Origin of the sequence: Pseudomonas sp. FGI182, assembly GCF_000511325.1 — a bacterium.
Taxonomy (GTDB): domain Bacteria; phylum Pseudomonadota; class Gammaproteobacteria; order Pseudomonadales; family Pseudomonadaceae; genus Aquipseudomonas; species Aquipseudomonas putida_Z.
Map to the genome: position 1 here is coordinate 106665 of NZ_CP007012.1, position 25836 is coordinate 132500.

At 59.3% G+C, this 25836-nt stretch carries 17 protein-coding genes, 2 tRNA genes and 4 rRNA genes (1 of these 23 cut by a window edge); 9 read left to right on the plus strand and 14 right to left on the minus strand.

The genetic code is table 11. The annotated features are described in order from the left end of the window. Positions 1-50: 50 nt before the first annotated feature. The 4 genes from C163_RS00515 to C163_RS00530 all read right to left on the minus strand — a co-directional run bounded on the left by C163_RS00515 (position 51) and on the right by C163_RS00530 (position 5641). Positions 51-1457: a pitrilysin family protein gene (locus C163_RS00515; protein ID WP_025337241.1), complete on the minus strand. Its 1407-nt coding sequence runs from the start codon at positions 1455-1457 to the stop codon at positions 51-53. 30 nt (positions 1458-1487) lie between these two features. Further along, positions 1488-3146, minus strand: coding sequence for a Na/Pi cotransporter family protein (locus tag C163_RS00520; protein WP_025337242.1), 1659 nt, complete (start codon positions 3144-3146; stop codon positions 1488-1490). Between the two features lie 345 nt (positions 3147-3491). Then, positions 3492-4262, minus strand: a complete 771-nt coding sequence (locus C163_RS00525) for a TerC family protein (RefSeq protein ID WP_025337243.1) — start codon at positions 4260-4262, stop codon at positions 3492-3494. Positions 4263-4333: 71 nt separating this feature from the next. Beyond that, a complete protein-coding gene (locus C163_RS00530; protein ID WP_015268498.1) occupies positions 4334-5641 on the minus strand; it encodes a CitMHS family transporter in 1308 nt (435 codons plus the stop codon). A gap of 267 nt (positions 5642-5908) precedes the next feature. On the opposite strand from C163_RS00530, the gene C163_RS00535 reads away from it, so the two are divergent. Then, on the plus strand, positions 5909-6310 hold the full coding sequence (locus tag C163_RS00535; RefSeq protein ID WP_025337244.1) for a GFA family protein: 402 nt from the start codon (positions 5909-5911) through the stop codon (positions 6308-6310). Positions 6311-6458: 148 nt separating this feature from the next. On the opposite strand, the gene C163_RS00540 is transcribed toward C163_RS00535, so the two are convergent. The 10 genes from C163_RS00540 to C163_RS00585 all read right to left on the minus strand — a co-directional run bounded on the left by C163_RS00540 (position 6459) and on the right by C163_RS00585 (position 16331). Further along, the gene (locus C163_RS00540) at positions 6459-8414 is read right to left on the minus strand and encodes a DUF4105 domain-containing protein (RefSeq protein ID WP_025337245.1); all 1956 of its coding nucleotides are present in this window, start codon (positions 8412-8414) and stop codon (positions 6459-6461) included. Further along, positions 8411-8731, minus strand: coding sequence for a DUF2388 domain-containing protein (locus C163_RS00545; RefSeq protein ID WP_003256970.1), 321 nt, complete (start codon positions 8729-8731; stop codon positions 8411-8413). Before C163_RS00545 ends, C163_RS00540 begins: the two co-directional genes overlap by 4 nt. 36 nt (positions 8732-8767) lie before the next feature. Then, positions 8768-9061 carry a DUF2388 domain-containing protein gene (locus tag C163_RS00550; RefSeq protein ID WP_025337246.1) on the minus strand — a complete coding sequence of 98 codons (294 nt, stop codon included), beginning with the start codon at positions 9059-9061 and terminating at the stop codon, positions 8768-8770. Between the two features lie 88 nt (positions 9062-9149). Then, entirely contained in the window at positions 9150-9467 is a 318-nt protein-coding gene (locus tag C163_RS00555) for a DUF2388 domain-containing protein (RefSeq protein ID WP_025337247.1), read from the minus strand. A gap of 307 nt (positions 9468-9774) precedes the next feature. Then, positions 9775-9990 carry a DUF1127 domain-containing protein gene (locus C163_RS00560; protein WP_003256968.1) on the minus strand — a complete coding sequence of 72 codons (216 nt, stop codon included), beginning with the start codon at positions 9988-9990 and terminating at the stop codon, positions 9775-9777. A 437-nt stretch (positions 9991-10427) separates the two neighbouring features. Next, the gene (locus C163_RS00565) at positions 10428-11921 is read right to left on the minus strand and encodes an acetyl-CoA hydrolase/transferase family protein (RefSeq protein ID WP_025337248.1); all 1494 of its coding nucleotides are present in this window, start codon (positions 11919-11921) and stop codon (positions 10428-10430) included. Between the two features lie 186 nt (positions 11922-12107). Next, positions 12108-13544 carry an NAD(P)(+) transhydrogenase (Re/Si-specific) subunit beta gene (locus C163_RS00570; protein ID WP_015268505.1) on the minus strand — a complete coding sequence of 479 codons (1437 nt, stop codon included), beginning with the start codon at positions 13542-13544 and terminating at the stop codon, positions 12108-12110. A gap of 2 nt (positions 13545-13546) precedes the next feature. Next, complete coding sequence (locus C163_RS00575) at positions 13547-13861, minus strand: NAD(P) transhydrogenase subunit alpha (RefSeq protein WP_003256966.1); 315 nt, start codon at positions 13859-13861, stop codon at positions 13547-13549. An 11-nt stretch (positions 13862-13872) separates the two neighbouring features. Continuing rightward, the gene (locus tag C163_RS00580) at positions 13873-14994 is read right to left on the minus strand and encodes a Re/Si-specific NAD(P)(+) transhydrogenase subunit alpha (protein ID WP_025337249.1); all 1122 of its coding nucleotides are present in this window, start codon (positions 14992-14994) and stop codon (positions 13873-13875) included. 437 nt (positions 14995-15431) lie between these two features. Further along, positions 15432-16331, minus strand: coding sequence for a LysR family transcriptional regulator (locus C163_RS00585; RefSeq protein WP_038407790.1), 900 nt, complete (start codon positions 16329-16331; stop codon positions 15432-15434). Between the two features lie 161 nt (positions 16332-16492). Between C163_RS00585 and C163_RS00590 the strand changes: the two genes are divergently transcribed. From C163_RS00590 to C163_RS00625, 8 genes are all read left to right on the plus strand, one after another. Then, positions 16493-17674, plus strand: a complete 1182-nt coding sequence (locus C163_RS00590; protein WP_003252907.1) for an acyl-CoA dehydrogenase — start codon at positions 16493-16495, stop codon at positions 17672-17674. Positions 17675-17688: 14 nt separating this feature from the next. After that, a complete protein-coding gene (locus C163_RS00595) occupies positions 17689-18909 on the plus strand; it encodes a CaiB/BaiF CoA-transferase family protein (RefSeq protein WP_025337250.1) in 1221 nt (406 codons plus the stop codon). A gap of 569 nt (positions 18910-19478) precedes the next feature. Continuing rightward, positions 19479-21015, plus strand: a 16S ribosomal RNA gene (locus C163_RS00600). 85 nt (positions 21016-21100) lie between these two features. Beyond that, positions 21101-21177: transfer RNA gene (locus C163_RS00605), tRNA-Ile, on the plus strand. Between the two features lie 24 nt (positions 21178-21201). Next, a tRNA-Ala gene (locus tag C163_RS00610) sits at positions 21202-21277 on the plus strand. 243 nt (positions 21278-21520) lie between these two features. Further along, positions 21521-24413 (plus strand): 23S ribosomal RNA (locus tag C163_RS00615). Between the two features lie 136 nt (positions 24414-24549). Further along, positions 24550-24665 (plus strand): 5S ribosomal RNA (gene rrf / locus C163_RS00620). Between the two features lie 446 nt (positions 24666-25111). Then, positions 25112-25836 (plus strand): 16S ribosomal RNA (locus tag C163_RS00625) (it continues 812 nt past the right edge of the window). The 16S, 23S and 5S rRNA genes sit together here with 2 tRNA genes alongside, the layout of an rRNA operon.

Here is a 25836-nt window from a genome sequence, read left to right on the forward strand (position 1 = left end):
CGTTGCGATACCCTTGAAGGGGCCGGTACTGGCAAAAGGATACCGTCGTTTCACTGCTCGCGTGTAGCACCGCTCGGCTTTTCCGGACCATGCCGACGCCAGCGCAACAGCCCCGCTGCCAGGATCAGCCCCAACAGCAAGGCAACCAGCCCGTAGAGCTCATCATAGCCAAGCAATGGTTTCTCGATACGCACATAGCCATCCTCCTTGAGCAGTTCCTTCAGCGCCTCGTTGGCCTGCGCCAGGCTGACCTGGCGCAGCTTGCGCACCGGGTTGACGAAGCGCCCGTCGCTATAGTCGTTCAGCGCGCCCCAGTAGTAGTCGGCCAAGGCGCTGTTGCCCTGGGTGCTCCAGCTTTCCTTGGCGACGCTGGCGTACTTGATGCGCTCGAAGGTGTCCGGGTCGAGGCCTTCCTTGCGCAGGTGGTCGAACAATTTCTGCATCACCTCGACCGCCTGGTCGATATCCTCGCGCTCTAGGTCGGCATTGAGGCTTAGCAGGCCGGTGTCGCCAAAGCTTTCGCGTTTTGCCGAAGGGCCGTAGGACAACCCATTGCGCAGGCGCAGCTGGTCGTACAGCGCCCAGTCCAGGTAGTGCGACAGCAGGTCGAGGGTGGCCTGGTGGTCGTTGTCCAGCACCGGCTCGACGAACAGCCAGTGCAGCTTGACGCTGTCACCCAGCCAGCCGCGGGTCAGGTCGCGGCGCTGTGCAGCTTGCTGGCCGATGCTTTCCAGGGTGCGGCGTTCCTCCGGCTCGGTGGCGGGCAGTTCGCCAAAGGTGCGCTCCAGGTAGGCCGGCAGCAGGCGGTCGAGGCCGCCGACCACGATCAGGGTCATGTTGTTGGCCGCGTACCAGCGGTCACGCAAGGTGTTCACCTGCTCCAGGGTCATGTCGTCGAGGTTGGAGCGCTCCGGGCATTTCAGGCCCAGCTCGGTGGCCAGCTGGTCACTGGCGGGGTGGCCGATGTCCTGGCGGTCGAGCCAGCGCTGCAGGTGGCCATAGTGGCCGCCATCCTCGCGCTCGATGATGCGCTTGGCGGTGGCCAGGGCCTTGGCATCGATGCGGGTGTCGTGGATCACCGCCAGCAGCAGGTCGAGGACTTTGCGCTGGTTGCGCGCCGGGGCTTCGATGACGAAGGTGGTGTCGGCGCTGCTGGTGTAGGCGTTCCACTCGCCGCCCAGCGATTGCAGGCGCTCTTCCAGGCCGCCCTCGCCAGTTTCGTCGATGCCGCTGAACAGCAGGTGTTCGAGCAGGTGCGGCAGCTCTTTCTGCTCGCAACTGAAGTCATCCAGGCCGACGCCGACCACCAGGCGAATCGCCACATGGTCACGTTCATAACCGTTTTTCAGGATGACCTGCAGGCCATTGGGCAACAGGTAACCTTCAACCCGCGAGCGGTCGAGGGCGAATGAGGGCAGGCTGCAGATCAGCAGGCAAACGAACATCAGGCAACGCATGGGCGAGCTTGGGTCCTCAGGTAGGCGAAATCACGGCAGACGGGCTTCGTCCGGCACGCTGTCGAGCATCAGCCCGCCCGTGTCCGAGCCGCCCAGTACCACATAGGCACTGCTACAGAACAAAGAGTTCAACCGTTTCATGTCGGCGATCAGCTCCAAGTGTAGCGAACTGGTCTCGATACTTTGCACTACCTTGCGCTGCAAGCGGCTGACATGGGCGTGGGCAAGGCGCCGCTCCTGGGCGCGAAAACGGCGTTTTTCCCGCAGCAGCAAGCGGGCGCTTTCCGGGTCGGCGCTGAGAAACACCGACAAGCCCAGGCGCAGGTTGGCCAGCAGCTGTTCCTGCAAGCCGGTCAGCTCTTCCAGGCCCACCTGGGAGAACTCCCGGCGTTGGCTGGTTTTCTGCTGTTGGACCTTGCGCAGCATGCGCTCGATCAGGTCGCAGGCCAGCTTGAGGTTGATCGCCAGTTCGATGATTTCCGCCCAGCGGCGGTTGTCCTGTTCGCTGAGGTCTTCACGCGACATCTGCGCCAGGTACAGCTTGATCGCGCTGTACAAGGCTTCGGCGTCCTCGCCGAGGGCGCGGACCTGCTGCGGCAAGGCGGCCTGGGTACCGCGCAGGGCACCGAGCATGGCTTCGAGCAGGCTGTCGACGATATCGCCCAGGCGCAGGGTTTCGCGGGAGGCGTTGGCCAGGGCCAGGCTGGGTGTTTCCAGCGCCGAGGTGTCGAGATGGCGCGGGCGAATCTGCCCGTTGCCGTTTTCCCGTTCGGGCAGCAGGGTGTTGCACAGCCGGCCCATGGGTTTGACCGTGGGCAGCATGATCAGGCAACGCAGCGTGTTGTAGAGCAGGTGGAAGCCGATGACCAGCTCCTGTGGGCTGAAGCTCAGTGAGTCCATCCAGCCCACCAGCGGGTGCAACGCGGGGATGATCAGCAGCAGGCCGATCAGCTTGTACAGCAGGCTGCCCAGAGCCACCCGGCGTCCGGCGGCGTTTTGCATGCTGGTGCTGATGAAGGCCAGCAGCCCGCTACCGATGTTGGCGCCCACCACCAGGCCGATGGCCACCGGCAGGCTGATCACTTCGGCACCGGCCAGTGTTGCGGTGAGCAGCACGGCCGCCAGGCTGGAATAGGAAATCATGGCGAACAGAGCGCCGACCAAGGCATCGAGCATGATGTCACCGGTCAGCGAGGCGAACAGCACCTTCACGCCTTGGGCGTGGGTAATCGGCGTAGCTGCCTGCACGATCAGCTCCAATGCCAGGATGATCAGGCCAAGCCCGATGCCTACCCTGCCCAGCTGGCCGGCCCTCGTCTGTTTGCGTGATAGGAAGAAGATAACACCCAGGAAGATCAGCAGCGGCGACAGCCAGGACAGGTCCAGGGTCAGCACCCGCGCCATCAGCGCGGTACCCACGTCGGCGCCGAGCATGATTGCCAAGGCCGGGGTCATGGCCATCAGGCCCTGGCCGACGAACGAGGTGACGAGCATGGCGGTGGCGTTGCTGCTTTGCACCATGGCCGTGACCAGAATGCCGGCGACGAACGCCAGCGGGCGTTTGCTCATGTTCTGGCTGATGATGCGCCGCAGGCTCGAGCCGAATACCCGAAGGATGCCGGTACGCACGATGTGGGTGCCCCAGACCAGAAGCGTAACGGCCGAGAGCAGGTTGAGCAGGGTCAGCATGGCGACGGCCCCCTGTTGCATTGGCCCAGAGGGCCAAGAGACGAAGCGTGAGCGTTTGAAGAATTTTCAGTGCTCACTCAAAGCTTTAGTTGTTTTGCGTAGCTGTCGCCAGCTTCGCATGGCTGCCGTTTATTTGAAACATACCGGAAATGAATGATTGCCTGTGCCGGCCTCTTCGCGGGCACGCCCGCTCCCACAGATACCACACCACCCTCAGGGCCAGTGATATCCCTGTGGGAGCGGGCGTGCCCGCGAAGAGGCCAGTACAGCAAATGGCAGAATTCAGTAATCCGGGCATGAAAAAGGGCCCAGCGAAGGGCCCTTTATGTCCTGCACTTCCTGATCTTATTGACCCGGAATGTCCTTGCGCAGTTTCACCGGTTCATGCTCTTTGCCGTTCTTGCGGGCCAAGGCAGTGCGCATGCGGATGTTGATGGCTTCCACCGCCAGCGAGAACGCCATGGCGAAGTAGACGTAGCCCTTTGGTACATGCACGTCGAAAGCTTCGGCGATCAGCACGGTACCGACCACGATCAGGAACGATAGTGCGAGCATCTTCAGCGACGGGTGCTTGTCGATGAAGTCGCTGATGGTGCCGGCGCACAGCATCATCACCAGCACGGCGACGATGATCGCGGCGATCATCACCGGTACGTGGGACACCATGCCCACCGCAGTGATCACCGAGTCCAGCGAGAACACGATGTCGATGATGGCGATCTGGATGATGGTGTAGAAGAACTTGCCACCCGCGCCTTTCGGCTCTTCCGGGTTCTCGTCTTCGCCTTCCAGGCCGTGGTAGATCTCTTGCGAGCTTTTCCACAGCAGGAACAGGCCACCAAAGAACAGGATCAGGTCACGCCCGGAGATGCCCTGGCCCAGGACCACGAACAGGTCGGCGGTAAGGCGCATGACCCAGGTGATCGACAGCAGCAGCATGATACGGGTGACCATGGCCAGGGCCAGGCCGAAGATCCGGGTGCGCGGCTGCATGTGCTTGGGCATGCGGCTGACCAGAATCGAGATCATGATGATGTTGTCGATACCGAGGACGATCTCAAGCGCGGTAAGGGTGAAAAAGGCAACCCAGATTTCCGGGCTGGTCAGCCATTCCATGTGTTTTCCTTCGAACGGTAAAGGCGACGCGCCCGGATCAGGGCGCGTCGCGTTAGGGAAATACGCGTTTATTAAAGACTACTGAACAGCGGGAAAATGCCCATCAGCAGCGCGGCGAGCATTATGCACAGGCACACCAGCACTGCCCACTTCAAGGTGAAGCGCTGATGATCGCCGAACTCGATGCCGGCCAGGGCCACCAGCAGGTAGGTGGAGGGTACCAAGGGGCTGAGCAGGTGTACCGGTTGCCCGACGATCGACGCACGGGCCATTTCCACCGGGCTGATGCCGTAGTGGCTGGCAGCTTCGGCCAGCACCGGCAGCACGCCGTAGTAGAACGCGTCGTTGGACATGAAGAAGGTGAACGGCATGCTCACGATAGCGGTGATCACCGCCAGGTATGGGCCCAGCGCCTCGGGGATGACCGAAAGCAGGCTCTTGGACATGGCGTCGACCATGCCGGTGCCTGAGAGGATGCCAGTGAAGATGCCGGCGGCGAAGATCAGCCCGGTGACCGCCAGCACGCTGCCGGCGTGGGCGGCAATGCGGTCCTTCTGCTGCTGCAGGCACGGGTAGTTGACGATCATGGCGATGCTGAAGGCGATCATGAACAGCACTGGCAGCGGCAGCACGCCGGCAATCAGCGCGACCATCAGGGCAGCGGTCAGGGCGCCGTTGAAGTACAGCAGTTTTGGCCGGCGCGCGTCCGGGTACTGCGAAACGGTGATTTCGCTGTGGTCGATGTCGTCGGTGGGCAGGTGCAACTCGCCCAGGCGGGCACGTTCACGCTTGCCGTACATGTAGGCGATGGCCAGGATTGCCAGCACGCCGAACAGCATGGCCGGGATCATCGGCACGAAGATGTCCGACGGGTCCACGTGCAGGGCGCTGGCGGCGCGGGCGGTCGGGCCACCCCAGGGGGTCATGTTCATCACCCCGCCGGCGAGAATGATCAGGCCGGCCATGATCCGCGGGCTCATGCCCAGGCGGCTGTACATTGGCAGCATGGCGGCGCAGCAGATCATGTAGGTGGTGGCGCCGTCACCGTCGAGCGAGACCACCAGGGCCAGTACTGCGGTGCCGACGGAGACTTTCAGCGGGTCACCCTTGACCAGCTTGAGGATCTTGCGCACGGCCGGGTCGAACAGGCCGGAGTCGATCATCAGCGCGAAATAGAGGATGGCGAACATCAGCATCACGCCGGTAGGTGCGAGCTTGCTGATGCCCTCGAGCATCATCGGGCCGATCTTGGCGGAAAAACCGCCGAACAGGGCGAACAGGATCGGTACCAGGATCAGCGCGATCAAGGCCGAAAGGCGCTTGGTCATGATCAGGTACATGAAGGTGATGACCATGGCAAAGCCGAGGAAGGTCAGCATGGCAATACTCCAGGCGTGGCGCGGCGAAAGGAACGTCGATTCGGGCGGATCAGCGCGTTTGGCGCTGTGCGGGGAGCATGCGGAGGGGGGCTACGGAAAGTCGGGCACAGGAATACATCAGAATCACCATTGTTGTTGTTGATTGGGCCGGGCGCGGTGGTTACCGGGTGCCCTGGCTGACCGGTCTTGTGCCGGTAGTGGGGGCTATCCTATGAGGGCAAGCTTTCAGCCAGCTTTCGCCGAAGCAAAGGCGACGAGAGGTAGGTGATGCAGGATGTGACCGAGGGTGGCTGCCATTGTGGCGCCTTGCGTTATCGGTTGGAGGGCGACCTGACGGACATTGCCCATTGCCATTGTTCTATCTGCCGGCGGGTCAGCGGCGGGCTGGTGGTGACCTGGCTCACCGTGCCCCGCTCGGGGTTCCAGTGGCTGGCGGGCGAGCCGAACTGCTATGTGGCACCGGCCAGTTGCAGCCGGTACTTCTGTGGGCATTGCGGGGCGCATGTGGCATTGGTGACTACACATAGCCCGGAGACGGTGGATGTGACGGTGGCGACGCTGGACCACCCGGAACGCGTCAGGGCCAACCGGCATATCTGGGTGGGTAGCCGGTTGCCTTGGTTGCATCTGGATGAGGATTTGCCTTCGGAGGCGGAGGAGAACCTGTAGGAGCGGCCTTGTGTCGCGAAAGGGCTGCAGAGCAGCCCCAGGATTTCAGCATCGCTGCACCTATTGCTGGGGCTGCTCTGCAGCCCTTTCGCGACACAAGGCCGCTCCTACAAGGTCCCCACGAATCTCAAGGCCGGCACAGCAAACATCACAACTGCAGGCCACCCGCAGCCTTGTGCAATGCCCGCAGATGCTCGCCCACCTGCTTCACATTGGCTTCCACCGCCGCAATCTCCCTGGCCCGCGACGGCTCCAGCAGCGCCCTCACCTCTTTGTCCAGGCTCGTGCTCAAGCGCAGCAACTGCGCTTGCCGCTCGCTGCTGACTTGCTCCAGGTGCTTGCGCTCCTGCGGCTGCGGCAGCCCGTAGCCCTTGCTATCGAGCAATTCTGCCGGGCGGCTGAGGAAGCCACTGTTGGCAAGCATCTGTCTGAGGGTCGCATCGGCCTTGCTGACGCTACCATCGTTCAGCGCGGCGGCGTTCAGGTAGCGCTGCTTGACTTCGTCCTGGGCCAGCAGCAGTTGCCGGCGCAAGCTGGCCTGTTCAAGCAGCAGCAAGGCGGCGCTGGTGCGCAGGTCGGCCTGGGCGAACCAGCCCCGCCGTTGCTCGGCGTCAAGGGCCAGCCAGTCCTCGACCTTGTCCTGCTTGATTGGCAACTGCTTCTTCAACACCTCGAACATGGCCTGGTAACGGTCGCGGTAGGAGTCGAAGCGATAACCCAGGCGCAGCGCCTCGCGGGGGTCGTCGAGCACGCTGGTGTCGGCGAGCCCCCTGCCCTTGAGCACAGCCAGCAAGCCATTGGGCATGATGCTGTCGAGGTCGTTCAGGCGTGGGTTGGCGGTGCCGCTGCGCAGCAGCTTCAACGACTCTACTGCGCAGTTGTTGGACAGGAACCAGTAGTTGCCATCGTAGCTCCAGTGCATTTCAGCGGCCTGACGCACCAGGTTCTCGATCTCGTCGCGGTCGAGCCGCAAGGGCACCGAGGCCAGGCTGCGCAGTTCGGTCTTGGTGTACTCGTCGATCACCTGGCCCAGCGGCAGCACGAACAGGCGCGAGGGGTAGGCACCGACCAGGCCGTCCCAGCTGGAAAGCTGCACATCGTTGACGAAGGCGCGGTACGACAGCACCAGGCTCTGGTCGAGGTCCAGGCGGCAGTCCGGCCCGCGTGGGCGGCCCGGCTTGCAGATCACCAGGCGCAGCATGCTGTGGCCCCAGCGGCTGACCAGGTTCTGGTTGGCTTCGGCCAGCAGGTAGTCCACCTCATAGACCCGCTCGGGGTCGATTTCGCCCAGCGGTTGGCGGGCGAAGTCGCTGCCGGCATTGATGAACGGCAGGCCCTTGGCGCAGCTGTCCTGCTGCGGTGCCCAGCCGAAGTGTTCGCGCAGGTACTGGTTCAGCGCCGGACGGCGGCAGCCGTAGCTCGGGTCGAGGAGGAAGTACTCCATGTTGACCGCGATGTACTCCTTGGGGCTGCTCAGTTCATAGCTGTCGGGGCTGCGCACGAACTGGCCGTTGTGCTGCTCGCGCTCGCCGCGTCGGCCCACGTACTGCTGCCAGCCGGCCAGGTCGAGCAGGCGCGGGTCGTCGCTGAGGGTGAAGCGGCGCTCGGCCTGGCCACGGCATGCTTCGGGCAGGCCGACCTTGCCCAACGTACCTTGCTGGCGCTTGCAACGGGCGATCAGCGCGTTCTCGGCGCTGGGCCACAGCCGGGCGCGGTCGTAGATATGGGTGAGTTCGTGCAGCACGGTGGCCAGCAGTTCTTCTCGCACCGTGCCATGCGGGCGGTTGGTGCGCTCGGTGGCAGCACTGCCATCGGTGAGGCTGGGCAGCAGGCGGCGATTGAGTTCGAGGGTAGATACCAGCGATGCCTGGCCATAGGCGTCGGCCTGCATGTTGTCGCTCCAGCTGACCCGCACCCGGCGGTTCAGCTGTTGCTTGAAGCGAGGGGGCAGCTTGCCCATGGCTTCGTCGAGCAGAGCCTGAGTGGCTTGGGCCTGCTGCGAGTCAAGGCCGGACGCCTGCAGCTCGAGCTGCAGGTCGGCCAGGGCGGGCGTGCCGAGCAGCGTCAGGGCGCAGCCGAGCAGCCAGGCGCGCACGCGGTTCACAGCGCGAGGATGGCTTCAGCCAGTACCTGGTCGCTGGCGTCGCGCGCTTGCGGCACGCGCTCGCGCAGGGTGTTGAAGGCGGCCTCGAGCTGGGCGCCGCGGATGTCACCGTTGCTGGCTACAAAGCTGGCGGCGTCGTCATGGGCTTCGCGCACCACTTTGGAATCGCGGATCGAGGTGGTGGTGTCAGAGGTGAAATCGATCGAACGGCCAAAGGCCCGCACGATGATATTGCTGGTGGCCACCAGGGTCTGTGCCTGGGCCAGGTCGGCCAGCAGCAGCATGCCGAGGGTAGCGGCAATCAGCGGTTTACGCATGGAGCATCTCCGAAAAATACAGGGAGTCAGATGTAATTATTGGACGAGAATTGCCTGCGCCAGTTCCAGATCGCCGACGGTATGCCGTGCGCAATTGTGGCGTAGTGATTCCAGTGCTGCCTCCAGCCGCGCACCGCGGATCTGGCCGTCGCTGGCGACGAAGGCCGCAGCATCGTCCTGGGCCTGGCGGACCAGTTTGCGGTCGAACGGTGCGGTGGTGACCTGGCTGGTGACATAGCCGGTGATGACCAGGCTTTGCGTAGTGGTATCCATGGCATGGGCGCTGGCCATGCCAACAACGGAGAACAGCAACGGCAACAGATAACGCATGGGCTCTACAACAGCTGGAAACGTGGGCGGCAATGGTGAGTACGGCTGTGCTGGTGGTGACCAGCACAGCTGAACGGCTCAGCCGGGGTCAGAGCGCCAGGATGGCCTGGGCCAGTTGCGCGTCGCTGGCCTGCAGGGCTGGCATCTGCGAGCGGATGTGCAGGAAAGCGCTTTCCAGCTTGGCGCCGCGGATGTCGCCCTGGCTGCCAACGAAGCTGGCGGCGTCGTCACGGGCGGCCTGGACGATCTTGTCGTCACGGAACGAGGAGGAAATATCGGAAGTGGCATCGGTGGACGCGGCCACTGCGCCAACGACGGCGTCGGTGGTGACAACGAAGCTGGTGGCGTTTGCGGTGCCGGCCAGGCTCAGCATCAGGGCGGCGCCAATCAGGTATTTACGGGACATGATCGTGGACTCCTGGACTAGGGTCGGGTGGTTCTGCTTTATCGGACGCTCGCACAGCTCGTCGCGGTACTTTTTCAACAGTGCGTTCTACCAGACTGTTACGCCAAGCGTATCACGCGCCGGTGTTTCTGGATGTTAATGAACGGTGCGCCAATAAACTGTTATGGTTTGTTTTTGGTTTTTTCAAACTGTACAGGTTCGCTTGCAAAAGGCTCTACCATGCCGCCTGCAAACAAAAAACCCGTCGCAGTCACCTGCAACGGGTTTCGGGAATTCGCGGTGCCGGCCGAAGCCGGCAAGCCGGAGCTTAGCGCCAGAAAGGCTTGCTCAGCTCTTCGTAACGCTGCGACTCGCTGATACCGGCGTCGGCCAGCAGGCGGGCGTCCAGGCGAGCCAGTTGACGGCGGCTGGCCATGCGGCGCTGCCACAGCAGCAAGGTGGACAGAGCGCGCAGAGGCAGCGAAGCGTTGGATTGTTGGGCGTTGCTTTCAAAAACCAGACCGGAACTGAGGGTACGTTCCATGATGTTTCATCCTTCCGCTTATGGCGGGATTAGGTAGTGATTTAACTGATGCCAATGATCCTCCTCTGTCGTCCATAACAGTAGATACAGTTCGGTTGAAAGACGATGGTCCAGTTAACTGTGTAACCCTACTGTTGCACTCGAAACTGGCGTAACTGTACTGGTGCGCACTTATTTGGTGCACTTTGATTTGATGAAGAGGATTTTTCAGCCGGGAAGGCGCAAAAACACCAGTACAGTAGTACAGATTCTGTTGCAGATTGCGGCGGTAGTGTATCGATGAAAGGGTTTGACTGTTATGGCCCCTTCGCGGGCTTGCCCGCTCCTACAAGGTAAAGTGCTGCCCTTGAGGGTTGCACATGACCTGTGGGAGCGGGCAAGCCCGCGAAGAGGCCGGAACAGCGGAAGCAGGGCCGCCGTTCCGTACCACATCTGTATCAGCTAGCCAGCATGCGCCCGGTTTCTTCCAGGTTCTCATGCCAGCTCAGGGCTTCGCGCAGGATGTGCGGGGTGTGGCCGCCACGCTGGCAGGCGCGATCAAAGTAGTCGTTCAGCGCTGCGCGGTAGTCCGGGTGCACACAGTTGTCGATGATCGCCCGGGCGCGCTCACGTGGCGCCAGGCCACGCAGGTCGGCCAGGCCTTGCTCGGTGACCAGGATGTCAACGTCGTGCTCGGTATGGTCGACATGGCTGACCATCGGCACCACGCTGGAAATCGCGCCACCCTTGGCAATCGACTTGGTGACGAACACGGCCAGGTGGGCGTTACGGGCGAAGTCACCCGAGCCGCCGATGCCATTCATCATCTTGGTGCCGCAGACATGGGTGGAGTTGACGTTGCCGTAGATGTCGAACTCCAGCGCGGTATTGATACCGATGATGCCCAGGCGACGGACCACTTCCGGGTGGTTGGAAATTTCTTGCGGGCGCAGAACCAGCTTGTCCTTGTAACGCTCCAGGTTGCCGAACACGTCGGCGTTGCGGCGGGTCGACAAGGTGATCGAGCTACCCGAGGCGAAGCTCAGCTTGCCGGCGTCGATCAGGTCGAAGGTGGAATCCTGCAGTACTTCGGAGTACATGGTCAGTTCTTCGAACGGCGACTCGATCAGGCCGCACATCACTGCGTTGGCGATGCTGCCGATACCGGCCTGCAGCGGGCCAAGCTTGTTGGTCATGCGGCCAGCTTCGACTTCTTTCTTGAGGAAGTTGATCAGGTGGTCGGCGATGCCCTGGGTTTCGTCATCCGGCGGCAATACGGTGGACGGCGAGTCCGGCTGGTCGCTGATGACGATGCCGACGATCTTGGCCGGGTCGATCGGGATGGCGGTGCTGCCGATACGGTCGTCGACCTTGACCAGCGGGATTGGCGTGCGGGTCGGGCGGTAGGTCGGGATATAGATGTCGTGCAGGCCTTCGAGGTTGGTGTTGTGCGAGAGGTTGATCTCGACAATCACCTGCTTGGCGAAGATCGCGAAGCTGGCCGAGTTGCCCACCGAGGTGGTTGGCACGATGTGGCCCTGCTCGGTGATGGCCACGGCTTCGATGACCGCGATGTCCGGCAGCTTCAGCTGCTGGTTGCGCAGCTGCTCGACGGTTTCCGACAGGTGCTGGTCGATGAACATCACCTGGCCGTCGTTGATGGCCTTGCGCAGGGTGCTGTCGACCTGGAACGGCATGCGGCGAGCCAGCACGCCGGCCTCGGTCAGTTGCTTGTCCAGGTCGTTGCCCAGGCTGGCGCCGGTCATCAGGCTGATTTTCAGTGGCGACTGCTTGGCACGTTCGGCCAGTGCATGTGGTACGGCCTTGGCTTCGCCGGCGCGGGTGAAACCGCTCATGCCGACGGTCATGCCGTCCTCGATCAGACCAGCGGCATCAGCCGCACTCATTACCTTGCTGTGCAGGGAGGACAAGCGGATACGATCACGGTACATGGATTGTTATCTCGGGCTACTGAAACTACTGCAGCGCAGTCTAGAGACTTCGCCCCTTGCCGTCCCACGACCATGGTCGTATGAGAAGCCTTGGAATAGAGCCGTTGATCCGGATCAATAAAAGAAAAGCCCCGGCAGATTCTGACCGGGGCTTCCTTTATATCAGCTGGTTTGCAGCGGCCGTTATCACTCCACCGCCTTGACCATGTCTTCGATGACCTTCTTGGCGTCGCCGAACACCATCATGGTCTTGTCGAGATAGAACAGTTCGTTGTCCAGGCCGGCATAGCCGCTGGCCATGGAGCGCTTGTTGACGATGATGGTCTTGGCCTTGAACGCTTCGAGGATCGGCATGCCGGCGATCGGTGACTTGGGATCGTTCTTCGCCGCCGGGTTGACCACGTCGTTGGCGCCCAGAACCAGCACCACATCGGCCTGGCCGAACTCGGCGTTGATGTCTTCCATCTCGAATACCTGGTCGTATGGCACTTCGGCCTCGGCCAACAGCACGTTCATGTGCCCGGGCATACGGCCCGCCACCGGGTGGATCGCGTACTTCACCGTCACGCCGTTGTGGCTCAGCTTCTCGGTCAGCTCCTTCAGCGCGTGCTGGGCGCGAGCTACCGCCAGGCCGTAACCCGGGACGATGATCACGCTGTCGGCGTTGCTGAGCAGGAAGGTGGCATCGTCGGCAGAGCCGGACTTTACCGGGCGCTGCTCTTTGGAGCCTTGCGCCGCGCCGGCATCGGTATCACCACCGAAGCCACCGAGGATGACGTTGAAGAACGAACGGTTCATCGCCTTGCACATGATGTACGAGAGGATGGCACCGGACGAGCCGACCAGGGACCCTGCAATGATCAGCATCGAGTTGTTCAGCGAGAAGCCGATACCGGCCGCTGCCCAGCCCGAATAGCTGTTGAGCATCGACACCACCACCGGCATGTCGGCGCCCCCGATCGGAATAATGATCAGCACGCCCATGATGAAGGCCAAGACCAGCATCAGGGTGAAGGCACTGTAGTGGCCAGTGAAGGTGAACAGCAGGCCCAGGGCAATGGTGGTCAGGCCGAGGATCAGGTTCAGCTTGTGCTGGCCGGCGAACTGTACCGGTGCGCCTTGGAACAGGCGGAACTTGTACTTGCCCGACAGCTTGCCGAAGGCGATCACCGAGCCGGAGAAGGTAATGGCACCGATGGCTGCGCCGAGGAATAGCTCCAGGCGGTTGCCGGTGGGGATCGGGTCGCTCATGGCGGCAACGATGCCCATCGATTGCGGTTCCAGCACCGCGGCGATGGCGATGAACACCGCTGCCAGGCCGATCATGCTGTGCATGAAGGCGACCAGTTCCGGCATCTTGGTCATCTCGACGCGCTTGGCCATGATCGAGCCGGCGGTGCCGCCGACCAGCAGGCCAACGAGGACGTAGCCGATGCCGGCGGTGGCAAGCTCGGCCCCGAGCTTATAAATGAGGCCGACCGTAGTTACGATGGCGATACCCATGCCGATCATGCCGAACAGGTTGCCGCGCCGCGAGGTAGTCGGGTGCGACAGGCCCTTGAGCGCCTGGATGAAGCACACCGAGGCGACGAGGTAGAGGAGCGTTACCAGATTCATGCTCATGCTTACTTCTGCGCCTCGTTCTTGGTTTTCTTCTTGAACATCTCAAGCATGCGACGGGTGACCAGGAAGCCACCGAACACGTTGACCGCGGCCAGGGCCACCGCCAGGGTGCCCATCAGCTTGCCGGCCGGGGTCACCGTCAGGGCGGCGGCCAGCATGGCGCCGACGATGACGATCGCGGAGATGGCGTTGGTCACGGCCATCAGCGGCGTGTGCAGCGCCGGGGTGACGTTCCACACCACGTGGTAGCCCACATAAATGGCCAGCACGAAGATGATCAGGTTGTAGATGCCATGGGAAATCAGCATGTCTTCCATTGTCGTGCTCCTTAGCCGTTCTTGCGGACGACCTGACCATCACGGCACATCAGGCAGGCCGCGACGATGTCGTCTTCGAGGTTGATGACCAGCGCGCCGTCCTTGTCGAACAGCAGCTTCATGAAGTCCAGCAGGTTGCGTGCATACAGTGCCGAGGCATCGGCGCCCACCTGGGCCGGCAGGTTGGTCGGGCCGACGATGATCACGCCGTTCTCCTGTACCACCTGGTCGGCGACAGTCAGTGGGCAGTTGCCGCCTTGGGCTGCTGCGAGGTCGATGACCACCGAGCCGGGCTTCATCTGCGCGACGGTTTCGGCGCTGAGCAGGGTCGGCGCCTTGCGCCCCGGGATAAGCGCAGTGGTAATGACGATATCCGCCTGCTTGGCGCGCTCGTGCACGGCCTGGGCCTGGCGTTGCATCCAGCAGGCCGGCATCGGCCGGGCGTAACCGCCGACACCTTCGGCGCACTCGCGCTCTTCATCGGTTTCGTAGGGTACGTCGATGAACTTGGCGCCCAGCGACTCGATCTGCTCCTTCACGGCCGGGCGTACGTCGGACGCCTCGATCACTGCGCCCAGGCGCTTGGCCGTGGCAATGGCTTGCAGGCCGGCAACGCCCGCGCCCAGGATCAGCACGCGCGCGGCCTTGACGGTACCGGCGGCGGTCATGAGCATGGGCATGAAGCGTGGGTAGTGATGGGCAGCCAGCAACACCGCCTTGTAACCGGCGATGTTGGCCTGCGACGACAGCACGTCCAGGCTCTGCGCCCGCGAGGTGCGCGGCGCGGCTTCCAGGGCGAACGCGGTAATGCCGCGCTCGGCCATCTTGCCGATCAGCTCGCTGTTGAAGGGGTTGAGCATGCCCACCAAGAGGCTGCCACTGTTGATCAGGGCCAGTTCCTGGTCGTTGGGGGCGACCACTTTGAGCACCAATTGGGCGCCGTAGGCATCGGCTGCACTCCCCAGGGAAGCACCCACGGCCTCATAGGCACTGTCCGGAATGCTGGCATTGAGCCCTGCCCCCCGTTGGACGGTGACCTGATGGCCCTGGCCAATCAGTTTCTTGATGGTTTCCGGGGTCGCAGCGACCCTTGTCTCACCGGTCTGCGTCTCGAGAGGAACACCAATGTGCACGACTATTTCTCCTGCGGTGACCTTTTGTCTTTTTAAAAGCCAGCGTACTTCGGATGGTGCGCTGGGGCGGCTGTGGAGCGCCGACCCGCCGAATCCCGGGCGGGCGAAGCATTTTGCAGACGAAGCCAGAGGCCTTCAACCGGTTCTGGAGCGAAACGAAGTCAAAACTACAAGTCACCCTGTGACCGTATGTCGCAACGGTCAGGCTGCAGCCTGTCAAACATAGGCTATTGGCAGATTATGAGAAAAAAACAAAAATTTTGCGGTCAATTCGCTTACGGCTTGGTGAATGTCGCAAAATAACCCGCAAAGCCGCGCCGTAAGCAGGGTTAAAGCAGATTTTTGCACCCTGCATAACAGTTTATGTAGATGCGACAAATACATATATCTGTAGGTGTTCAAAATAATTGACTACGGAGTCAATTTGTCGCGCTTGCCTACGTCTTCGCCGTATACGCCTGGGCCTGGCTCACCAGCCAGTCGCGGAAGGCGCGCAGCGAAGCCGACTCCACCTTGCGCTCCGGAATCATCAGATAGTAGGCCTTGTCACTACTCAGGGCATGCCTGTTAGCGACCACCAACCTACCCTCCTCCAACTCGCGCTGGATCAGGAACGGTGGAATCAGGGCGATGCCCATCTCATGCATGGCCGCCTGGGCGAGCATCGAGAATAGTTCATAGCGCGGGCCTGTCATGTCGCGTTCCACATTCATGCCGACGCTGCCGAACCATTGCCGCCAGGCATAGGGGCGCGTGCTCTGCTGCAGCAGTGGCAGTTGGGCAATACGCTGCGCGTCGAGTGTGCCCTGCCCGTCCAGCAGCGCCGGGCTGCACACCGGTCCCGGGTTTTCCCCCATCAGCCGGTGCGACTGGGTGCCGGACCAGTCGGCATCGCCGAAGTAGATAGCGGCATCGAAGGTGGTGTCGGCAAACAGGAATGGCCGGGTGCGGTTGGTGAGGTTGACCGTGACCTCCGGGTGGCGCTGCTGGAAGTCCTTGAGTCGCGGTAGCAGCCATTGGGTGCCGAAGGTGGGCACCACGGCCAACTCGATCACGTTGGCGCCCTGTTGGCGCATTACCGACAAGGTGTCGCGCTCTACCGCGTCCAGTTGGGCGGCCACCTGGCGGCTGTAGGAAAGGCCGGCTTCGGTCAGTTTCACGCCGCGGCGCGAGCGGCGGAACAGTTCCACATTAAGGAAGGCTTCCAGGCCGCCTATCTGCCGACAGACGGCACCCTGGGTCAGGGCGAGTTCCTGGGCGGCCTTGGTAAAGCTCTCGTGGCGCGCCGCCGCCTCGAAGCAAACCAGGGCGGCGGTACTGGGGATCTTGCGGCGCATGTACGTCAACCTCACTCGTAAGGCTGTCAATATGGCGTTTTGCCGATTTACGAAGTGACAAATTATCACTAATTGGTGCGCAATCCTCGTTTGTCCCGGCGGCCGATCAGGCCTAGGCTCAAAGGCACAAGAAACTGCCCCCTATTTCGAGGATTTCTCTCATGGCCGGTAAAGCAAGCTTCAACTGGATCGACCCGCTGCTGCTCGATCAGCAGCTCACTGAAGAAGAGCGCATGGTGCGTGACAGCGCTTATCAGTTCGCCCAGGACAAGCTGGCCCCGCGTGTGCTCGAGGCCTTCCGTCATGAACAGACCGACCCGGCAATCTTCCGTGAAATGGGTGAGGTCGGGTTGCTGGGCGCCACCATTCCCGAGCAATACGGTGGCAGTGGCCTGAACTATGTGTGCTATGGCCTGATTGCTCGCGAGGTAGAGCGCATCGACTCGGGTTACCGCTCGATGATGAGCGTGCAGTCGTCGCTGGTGATGGTGCCAATCAACGAATTCGGTACCGAGGCACAAAAGCAGAAGTACCTGCCCAAGCTGGCCAGCGGCGAGTGGATCGGTTGCTTCGGCCTGACCGAGCCCAACCATGGTTCCGACCCGGGTTCGATGATCACCCGTGCCCGGAAGGTCGACGGCGGCTACCGCCTGACCGGCAGCAAGATGTGGATCACCAACAGCCCGATCGCCGATGTATTCGTGGTCTGGGCCAAGGACGATGCGGGTGATATCCGCGGCTTTGTTCTGGAAAAGGGTTGGCAAGGTCTCAGTGCGCCGGCGATTCACGGCAAGGTTGGCCTGCGCGCCTCGATCACTGGCGAAATCGTCATGGACAACGTGTTCGTGCCGGAGGAAAACATCTTCCCGGATGTACGCGGCCTCAAAGGCCCGTTCACCTGCCTGAACTCCGCCCGCTATGGCATCTCGTGGGGTGCGCTGGGCGCTGCGGAAGCCTGCTGGCACACCGCGCGTCAGTACACCCTGGACCGTCAGCAATTCGGTCGCCCGTTGGCTGCCAACCAGTTGATCCAGAAGAAGCTGGCCGACATGCAGACTGAAATCACCCTGGCGCTGCAGGGCTGCCTGCGCCTGGGGCGGATGAAGGACGAAGGCACGGCTGCAGTGGAGATCACGTCGATCATGAAGCGCAACTCCTGTGGCAAGGCGCTGGATATTGCCCGCATGGCGCGCGACATGCTGGGTGGCAATGGCATTTCCGATGAGTTCGGCGTGGCTCGTCACCTGGTCAACCTGGAGGTGGTCAACACCTATGAAGGTACTCACGATGTGCATGCACTGATCCTGGGGCGTGCGCAGACCGGCATCCAGGCCTTCTATTGATAAGGAGCCAGCCCATGGGCGCGCTATCACATCTGCGGGTGCTGGACCTTTCTCGCGTGTTGGCCGGCCCATGGTCTGGCCAGATTCTCGCTGACCTTGGTGCCGATGTGATCAAGGTCGAGCGCCCTGGCAGTGGTGACGATACCCGCTCGTGGGGGCCGCCCTTCCTCAAGGATCCCGAGGGTGAGAACACCAGTGAGGCGGCCTATTACCTGTCGGCCAACCGCAACAAGCGCTCGGTTACCATCGACTTCACCCAGGCCGAGGGGCAGCGCCTGGTACGTGAGTTGGCGGCGAAGTCCGATATCGTCATCGAAAACTTCAAGGTAGGTGGGTTGGCTGCCTACGGCCTGGACTACCAGAGCCTGAAGGCGATCAACCCGCGGCTTATCTATTGTTCCATCACCGGGTTCGGCCAGACCGGGCCTTATGCAAGGCGCGCGGGTTATGACTTCATGATCCAGGGGTTGGGCGGGCTGATGAGCCTGACCGGCCGCCCGGAAGGTGAAGAAGGTGCAGGGCCGGTCAAGGTAGGGGTGGCGCTGACCGACATCCTTACCGGGTTGTATTCCACGGTGGCGATCCTCGCTGCCCTCGCCCATCGAGAGCAGACCGGAGTGGGCCAGCATGTCGACATGGCGTTGCTCGATGTGCAGGTGGCCTGCCTGGCGAACCAGGCGATGAACTACCTGACCACGGGCAACCCGCCTCGTCGCCTGGGTAATGCGCACCCCAATATCGTGCCTTATCAGGATTTTCCGACGGCGGATGGCGACTTCATCCTTACCGTGGGCAACGATAGCCAGTTCCGCAAGTTCGCCGAGGTGGCCGGGCAGCCGCAGTGGGCGGACGACCCGCGTTTCGTTACCAACAAGCTGCGGGTTGCCAACCGGGCCGAGCTGATTCCTCTGATTCGCCAGGCCACGGTGTTCAAGACCACAGCGCAGTGGGTGAGTCAGTTGGAGGCTGCAGGGGTGCCGTGCGGGCCTATCAATGACCTGGCGCAGATGTTCCAGGACCCGCAGGTGCTGGCGCGCGGATTGGCGGTAAGCATTCCGCATCCGTTGGCGGGGAGTGTGCCGCAGGTGGCGAGCCCGATACGGTTGTCGGAGACGCCGGTTGAGTACCGTCGGGCGCCGCCGTTGCTGGGTGAGCATACCGAGGTGGTGCTGGAGGATGTATTGGGGCTGGATGCCGGTGAAGTGCAGCGGCTGCGCAGTGCCGGTGTGCTTTAAGGGCGTTTGGTCTTGGTGAAAAGCGGGGAGGCCGTCAGGCCTCCCCGCTTTGCTTTTCAGCTATATCAAAGTTTCTTGAAATTAAGGGTTGACGCGGTTTCGAATCCCCTTATAATGCGCCCCACTTCTGACGTAGTCGAAGCGCAAAACTTCTTGTAAATCAATTAGTTAAGCGATTCAGGTAGTATCAGGAGTGCTTCGGTCGAATGATCGGCAGCGGTTGAGATGATGGTTGACAGCGCTTCTAAACGCTGTATGATTCGCCTCCCGCTACGAGAGATCGCAGCGAGTCAAGTGTTTGAAGCTAAACGAGTTTCTCGCAAAAAAACTTCAAAATAAACGCTTGACAGCAAATGAGGAAAGCGTAGAATGCGCGCCTCGGTTGAGACGAAAAGCTCTTAACCAAACGCTCTTTAACAAATCGAATCAAGCAATTCGTGTGGGTGCTTGTGAGTACGGACTGATAGTCACAAAGATTATCAGCATCACAAGTGGCCATGCGAGAAATCACATAGTCATTTGAGATTGCTGAGCCAAGTTTAGGGTTTCTTAAAAACCCAAGCAGTATTGAACTGAAGAGTTTGATCATGGCTCAGATTGAACGCTGGCGGCAGGCCTAACACATGCAAGTCGAGCGGATGACGGGAGCTTGCTCCTTGATTCAGCGGCGGACGGGTGAGTAATGCCTAGGAATCTGCCTGGTAGTGGGGGACAACGTTTCGAAAGGAACGCTAATACCGCATACGTCCTACGGGAGAAAGCAGGGGACCTTCGGGCCTTGCGCTATCAGATGAGCCTAGGTCGGATTAGCTAGTTGGTGGGGTAATGGCTCACCAAGGCGACGATCCGTAACTGGTCTGAGAGGATGATCAGTCACACTGGAACTGAGACACGGTCCAGACTCCTACGGGAGGCAGCAGTGGGGAATATTGGACAATGGGCGAAAGCCTGATCCAGCCATGCCGCGTGTGTGAAGAAGGTCTTCGGATTGTAAAGCACTTTAAGTTGGGAGGAAGGGCAGTAAGCTAATACCTTGCTGTTTTGACGTTACCGACAGAATAAGCACCGGCTAACTCTGTGCCAGCAGCCGCGGTAATACAGAGGGTGCAAGCGTTAATCGGAATTACTGGGCGTAAAGCGCGCGTAGGTGGTTCGTTAAGTTGGATGTGAAAGCCCCGGGCTCAACCTGGGAACTGCATCCAAAACTGGCGAGCTAGAGTACGGTAGAGGGTGGTGGAATTTCCTGTGTAGCGGTGAAATGCGTAGATATAGGAAGGAACACCAGTGGCGAAGGCGACCACCTGGACTGATACTGACACTGAGGTGCGAAAGCGTGGGGAGCAAACAGGATTAGATACCCTGGTAGTCCACGCCGTAAACGATGTCAACTAGCCGTTGGAATCCTTGAGATTTTAGTGGCGCAGCTAACGCATTAAGTTGACCGCCTGGGGAGTACGGCCGCAAGGTTAAAACTCAAATGAATTGACGGGGGCCCGCACAAGCGGTGGAGCATGTGGTTTAATTCGAAGCAACGCGAAGAACCTTACCAGGCCTTGACATGCAGAGAACTTTCCAGAGATGGATTGGTGCCTTCGGGAACTCTGACACAGGTGCTGCATGGCTGTCGTCAGCTCGTGTCGTGAGATGTTGGGTTAAGTCCCGTAACGAGCGCAACCCTTGTCCTTAGTTACCAGCACGTTATGGTGGGCACTCTAAGGAGACTGCCGGTGACAAACCGGAGGAAGGTGGGGATGACGTCAAGTCATCATGGCCCTTACGGCCTGGGCTACACACGTGCTACAATGGTCGGTACAGAGGGTTGCCAAGCCGCGAGGTGGAGCTAATCTCACAAAACCGATCGTAGTCCGGATCGCAGTCTGCAACTCGACTGCGTGAAGTCGGAATCGCTAGTAATCGCGAATCAGAATGTCGCGGTGAATACGTTCCCGGGCCTTGTACACACCGCCCGTCACACCATGGGAGTGGGTTGCACCAGAAGTAGCTAGTCTAACCTTCGGGAGGACGGTTACCACGGTGTGATTCATGACTGGGGTGAAGTCGTAACAAGGTAGCCGTAGGGGAACCTGCGGCTGGATCACCTCCTTAATCGACGACATCAGCCTGCTGATGAGCTCCCACACGAATTGCTTGATTCATTGTAAAAGACGATGCTGTAACGCGACCCTGTTATAGGTCTGTAGCTCAGTTGGTTAGAGCGCACCCCTGATAAGGGTGAGGTCGGCAGTTCAAATCTGCCCAGACCTACCATTACATGGTTCAGCCGTAGAATACGGGGCCATAGCTCAGCTGGGAGAGCGCCTGCCTTGCACGCAGGAGGTCAGCGGTTCGATCCCGCTTGGCTCCACCACTTTCGCCGTACGCAGTAGCTTGTCAGAACTTAGAAATGAACATTCAGTTCGAATGTTGATTTCTGACTTTTGTCAGATCGTTCTTTAAAAATTCGGATATGTGATAGATATAGACTGATGGCCAGTTTCACTGCTGGTTAATCAGGCTAAGGTAAAATTTGTGAGTTCTGCTCGAAAGAGCAACATGCGAATTTTCGGCGAATGTCGTCTTCACAGTATAACCAGATTGCTTGGGGTTATATGGTCAAGTGAAGAAGCGCATACGGTGGATGCCTTGGCAGTCAGAGGCGATGAAAGACGTGGTAGCCTGCGATAAGCTTTGGGGAGTCGGCAAACAGACTGTGATCCAGAGATCTCTGAATGGGGGAACCCACTCAGCACAAGCTGAGTATCTTGTACTGAATACATAGGTGCAAGAGGCGAACCAGGGGAACTGAAACATCTAAGTACCCTGAGGAAAAGAAATCAACCGAGATTCCCTTAGTAGTGGCGAGCGAACGGGGACCAGCCCTTAAGTTGATTTGAGATTAGTGGAACGCTCTGGAAAGTGCGGCCATAGTGGGTGATAGCCCCGTACACGAAAATCTCTTGTCAATGAAATCGAGTAGGACGGAGCACGAGAAACTTTGTCTGAATATGGGGGGACCATCCTCCAAGGCTAAATACTACTGACTGACCGATAGTGAACCAGTACCGTGAGGGAAAGGCGAAAAGAACCCCGGAGAGGGGAGTGAAATAGAACCTGAAACCGTATGCGTACAAGCAGTGGGAGCCTACTTTGTTAGGTGACTGCGTACCTTTTGTATAATGGGTCAGCGACTTATATTCAGTGGCGAGCTTAACCGAATAGGGGAGGCGTAGCGAAAGCGAGTCTTAATAGGGCGTTTAGTCGCTGGGTATAGACCCGAAACCGGGCGATCTATCCATGGGCAGGTTGAAGGTTAGGTAACACTGACTGGAGGACCGAACCGACTACCGTTGAAAAGTTAGCGGATGACCTGTGGATCGGAGTGAAAGGCTAATCAAGCTCGGAGATAGCTGGTTCTCCTCGAAAGCTATTTAGGTAGCGCCTCATGTATCACTCCAGGGGGTAGAGCACTGTTTCGGCTAGGGGGTCATCCCGACTTACCAAACCGATGCAAACTCCGAATACCTGGAAGTGCCGAGCATGGGAGACACACGGCGGGTGCTAACGTCCGTCGTGAAAAGGGAAACAACCCAGACCGTCAGCTAAGGTCCCAAAGTCATGGTTAAGTGGGAAACGATGTGGGAAGGCTTAGACAGCTAGGAGGTTGGCTTAGAAGCAGCCACCCTTTAAAGAAAGCGTAATAGCTCACTAGTCGAGTCGGCCTGCGCGGAAGATGTAACGGGGCTCAAACCATGCACCGAAGCTACGGGTGTCATCTTAGGATGACGCGGTAGAGGAGCGTTCTGTAAGCCTGTGAAGGTGAGTTGAGAAGCTTGCTGGAGGTATCAGAAGTGCGAATGCTGACATGAGTAACGACAATGCGAGTGAAAAACTCGCACGCCGAAAGACCAAGGTTTCCTGCGCAACGTTAATCGACGCAGGGTTAGTCGGTCCCTAAGGCGAGGCTGAAAAGCGTAGTCGATGGAAAACAGGTTAATATTCCTGTACTTCCAGTTATTGCGATGGAGGGACGGAGAAGGTTAGGCCAGCCTGGCGTTGGTTGTCCAGGTTTAAGGTGGTAGGCTGAAATCTTAGGCAAATCCGGGATTTCAAGGCCGAGAGCTGATGACGAGTTGCCTCTAGGCGACGAAGTGGTTGATACCATGCTTCCAAGAAAAGCTCCTAAGCTTCAGATAACTGGGAACCGTACCCCAAACCGACACAGGTGGTTAGGTAGAGAATACCAAGGCGCTTGAGAGAACTCGGGTGAAGGAACTAGGCAAAATGGCACCGTAACTTCGGGAGAAGGTGCGCCGGCGAGGGTGAAGGACTTGCTCCGTAAGCCCATGCCGGTCGAAGATACCAGGCCGCTGCGACTGTTTATTAAAAACACAGCACTCTGCAAACACGAAAGTGGACGTATAGGGTGTGACGCCTGCCCGGTGCCGGAAGGTTAATTGATGGGGTTAGCGCAAGCGAAGCTCTTGATCGAAGCCCCGGTAAACGGCGGCCGTAACTATAACGGTCCTAAGGTAGCGAAATTCCTTGTCGGGTAAGTTCCGACCTGCACGAATGGCGTAACGATGGCGGCGCTGTCTCCACCCGAGACTCAGTGAAATTGAAATCGCTGTGAAGATGCAGTGTATCCGCGGCTAGACGGAAAGACCCCGTGAACCTTTACTATAGCTTTGCACTGGACTTTGAATTTGCTTGTGTAGGATAGGTGGGAGGCTTTGAAGTGGGGACGCCAGTTCTCATGGAGCCATCCTTGAAATACCACCCTGGCAACTTTGAGGTTCTAACTCAGGTCCGTTATCCGGATCGAGGACAGTGTATGGTGGGTAGTTTGACTGGGGCGGTCTCCTCCCAAAGAGTAACGGAGGAGTACGAAGGTGCGCTCAGACCGGTCGGAAATCGGTCGTAGAGTATAAAGGCAAAAGCGCGCTTGACTGCGAGACAAACACGTCGAGCAGGTACGAAAGTAGGTCTTAGTGATCCGGTGGTTCTGTATGGAAGGGCCATCGCTCAACGGATAAAAGGTACTCCGGGGATAACAGGCTGATACCGCCCAAGAGTTCATATCGACGGCGGTGTTTGGCACCTCGATGTCGGCTCATCACATCCTGGGGCTGAAGCCGGTCCCAAGGGTATGGCTGTTCGCCATTTAAAGTGGTACGCGAGCTGGGTTTAGAACGTCGTGAGACAGTTCGGTCCCTATCTGCCGTGGACGTTTGAGATTTGAGAGGGGCTGCTCCTAGTACGAGAGGACCGGAGTGGACGAACCTCTGGTGTTCCGGTTGTCACGCCAGTGGCATTGCCGGGTAGCTATGTTCGGAAGAGATAACCGCTGAAAGCATCTAAGCGGGAAACTTGCCTCAAGATGAGATCTCACTGGGATCTTGAATCCCCTAAAGGGCCGTCGAAGACTACGACGTTGATAGGTTGGGTGTGTAAGCGCTGTGAGGCGTTGAGCTAACCAATACTAATTGCCCGTGAGGCTTGACCATATAACACCCAAGCAATTTGCGCACGAAAGCCAAATTGTGGTGGTGAAGACGAAAGAACCGAAAGTTCGCAACATCACAAATATCGCATATCCGAATTCGCTGGGCTGTCCATCTGGACATTCTGGCAACAGAATTTCTTGACGACCATAGAGCATTGGAACCACCTGATCCCATCCCGAACTCAGCAGTGAAACGATGCATCGCCGATGGTAGTGTGGGGTTTCCCCATGTGAGAGTAGGTCATCGTCAAGATTCATTTCGCAAAACCCCTATCTGCACATGCAGGTAGGGGTTTTGTCTTTAAGTAGAAGCTATCGCTTCTCCTGGTAGGCTGAAGGCCAGCCGGTGGCGGTAAAAAGGTGGTTGACAGCGTTTCTGAATGCTGTATTATTCACCTCCCGCGACGAGAGATCGAAGCGAGTTAAGTGTCTGAAGTTAAACGATTTTTTCGGAAAAACTTCAAAATAAACGCTTGACAGACCCTGAGGAAAGCGTAGAATGCGCGCCTCGGTTGAGACGAAAAGCTCTTAGCCAAACGCTCTTTAACAAATCGAATCAAGCAATTCGTGTGGGTGCTTGTGAGTACGGACTGATAGTCACAAAGATTATCAGCATCACAAGTGGCCATGCGAGAAATCACATAGTCATTTGAGATTGCTGAGCCAAGTTTAGGGTTTCTTAAAAACCCAAGCAGTATTGAACTGAAGAGTTTGATCATGGCTCAGATTGAACGCTGGCGGCAGGCCTAACACATGCAAGTCGAGCGGATGATGGGAGCTTGCTCCTTGATTCAGCGGCGGACGGGTGAGTAATGCCTAGGAATCTGCCTGGTAGTGGGGGACAACGTTTCGAAAGGAACGCTAATACCGCATACGTCCTACGGGAGAAAGCAGGGGACCTTCGGGCCTTGCGCTATCAGATGAGCCTAGGTCGGATTAGCTAGTTGGTGGGGTAATGGCTCACCAAGGCGACGATCCGTAACTGGTCTGAGAGGATGATCAGTCACACTGGAACTGAGACACGGTCCAGACTCCTACGGGAGGCAGCAGTGGGGAATATTGGACAATGGGCGAAAGCCTGATCCAGCCATGCCGCGTGTGTGAAGAAGGTCTTCGGATTGTAAAGCACTTTAAGTTGGGAGGAAGGGCAGTAAGTTAATACCTTGCTGTTTTGACGTTACCGACAGAATAAGCACCGGCTAACTCTGTGCCAGCAGCCGCGGTAATACAGAGGGTGCAAGCGTTAATCGGAATTACTGGGCGTAAAGCGCGCGTAGGTGGTTCGTTAAGTTGGATGTGAAAGCCCCGGGCTCAACCTGGGAACTGCATCCAAAACTGGCGAGCTAGAGTACGGTAGAGGGTGGTGGAATTTCCTGTGTAGCGGTGAAATGCGTAGATATAGGAAGGAACACCAGTGGCGAAGG

Excerpts from the sequence above, each read along its gene's own strand:
- C163_RS00570 (WP_015268505.1), bottom strand. The coding sequence starts at position 13,544 with ATGAGCATGAATCTGGTAACGCTCCTCTACCTCGTCGCCTCGGTGTGC.
- C163_RS00535 (WP_025337244.1), top strand. The coding sequence starts at position 5,909 with ATGCAGGATGTGACCGAGGGTGGCTGCCATTGTGGCGCCTTGCGTTAT.
- C163_RS00590 (WP_003252907.1), top strand. The coding sequence starts at position 16,493 with ATGGCCGGTAAAGCAAGCTTCAACTGGATCGACCCGCTGCTGCTCGAT.
- C163_RS00555 (WP_025337247.1), bottom strand. The coding sequence starts at position 9,467 with ATGTCCCGTAAATACCTGATTGGCGCCGCCCTGATGCTGAGCCTGGCC.
- C163_RS00595 (WP_025337250.1), top strand. The coding sequence starts at position 17,689 with ATGGGCGCGCTATCACATCTGCGGGTGCTGGACCTTTCTCGCGTGTTG.
- C163_RS00565 (WP_025337248.1), bottom strand. The coding sequence starts at position 11,921 with ATGTACCGTGATCGTATCCGCTTGTCCTCCCTGCACAGCAAGGTAATG.
- C163_RS00515 (WP_025337241.1), bottom strand. The coding sequence starts at position 1,457 with ATGCGTTGCCTGATGTTCGTTTGCCTGCTGATCTGCAGCCTGCCCTCA.
- C163_RS00525 (WP_025337243.1), bottom strand. The coding sequence starts at position 4,262 with ATGGAATGGCTGACCAGCCCGGAAATCTGGGTTGCCTTTTTCACCCTT.
- C163_RS00575 (WP_003256966.1), bottom strand. The coding sequence starts at position 13,861 with ATGGAAGACATGCTGATTTCCCATGGCATCTACAACCTGATCATCTTC.
- C163_RS00520 (WP_025337242.1), bottom strand. The coding sequence starts at position 3,146 with ATGCTGACCCTGCTCAACCTGCTCTCGGCCGTTACGCTTCTGGTCTGG.
- C163_RS00585 (WP_038407790.1), bottom strand. The coding sequence starts at position 16,331 with ATGCGCCGCAAGATCCCCAGTACCGCCGCCCTGGTTTGCTTCGAGGCG.
- C163_RS00560 (WP_003256968.1), bottom strand. The coding sequence starts at position 9,990 with ATGGAACGTACCCTCAGTTCCGGTCTGGTTTTTGAAAGCAACGCCCAA.
- C163_RS00530 (WP_015268498.1), bottom strand. The coding sequence starts at position 5,641 with ATGCTGACCTTCCTCGGCTTTGCCATGGTCATCACCTTCATGTACCTG.
- C163_RS00545 (WP_003256970.1), bottom strand. The coding sequence starts at position 8,731 with ATGCGTAAACCGCTGATTGCCGCTACCCTCGGCATGCTGCTGCTGGCC.
- C163_RS00550 (WP_025337246.1), bottom strand. The coding sequence starts at position 9,061 with ATGCGTTATCTGTTGCCGTTGCTGTTCTCCGTTGTTGGCATGGCCAGC.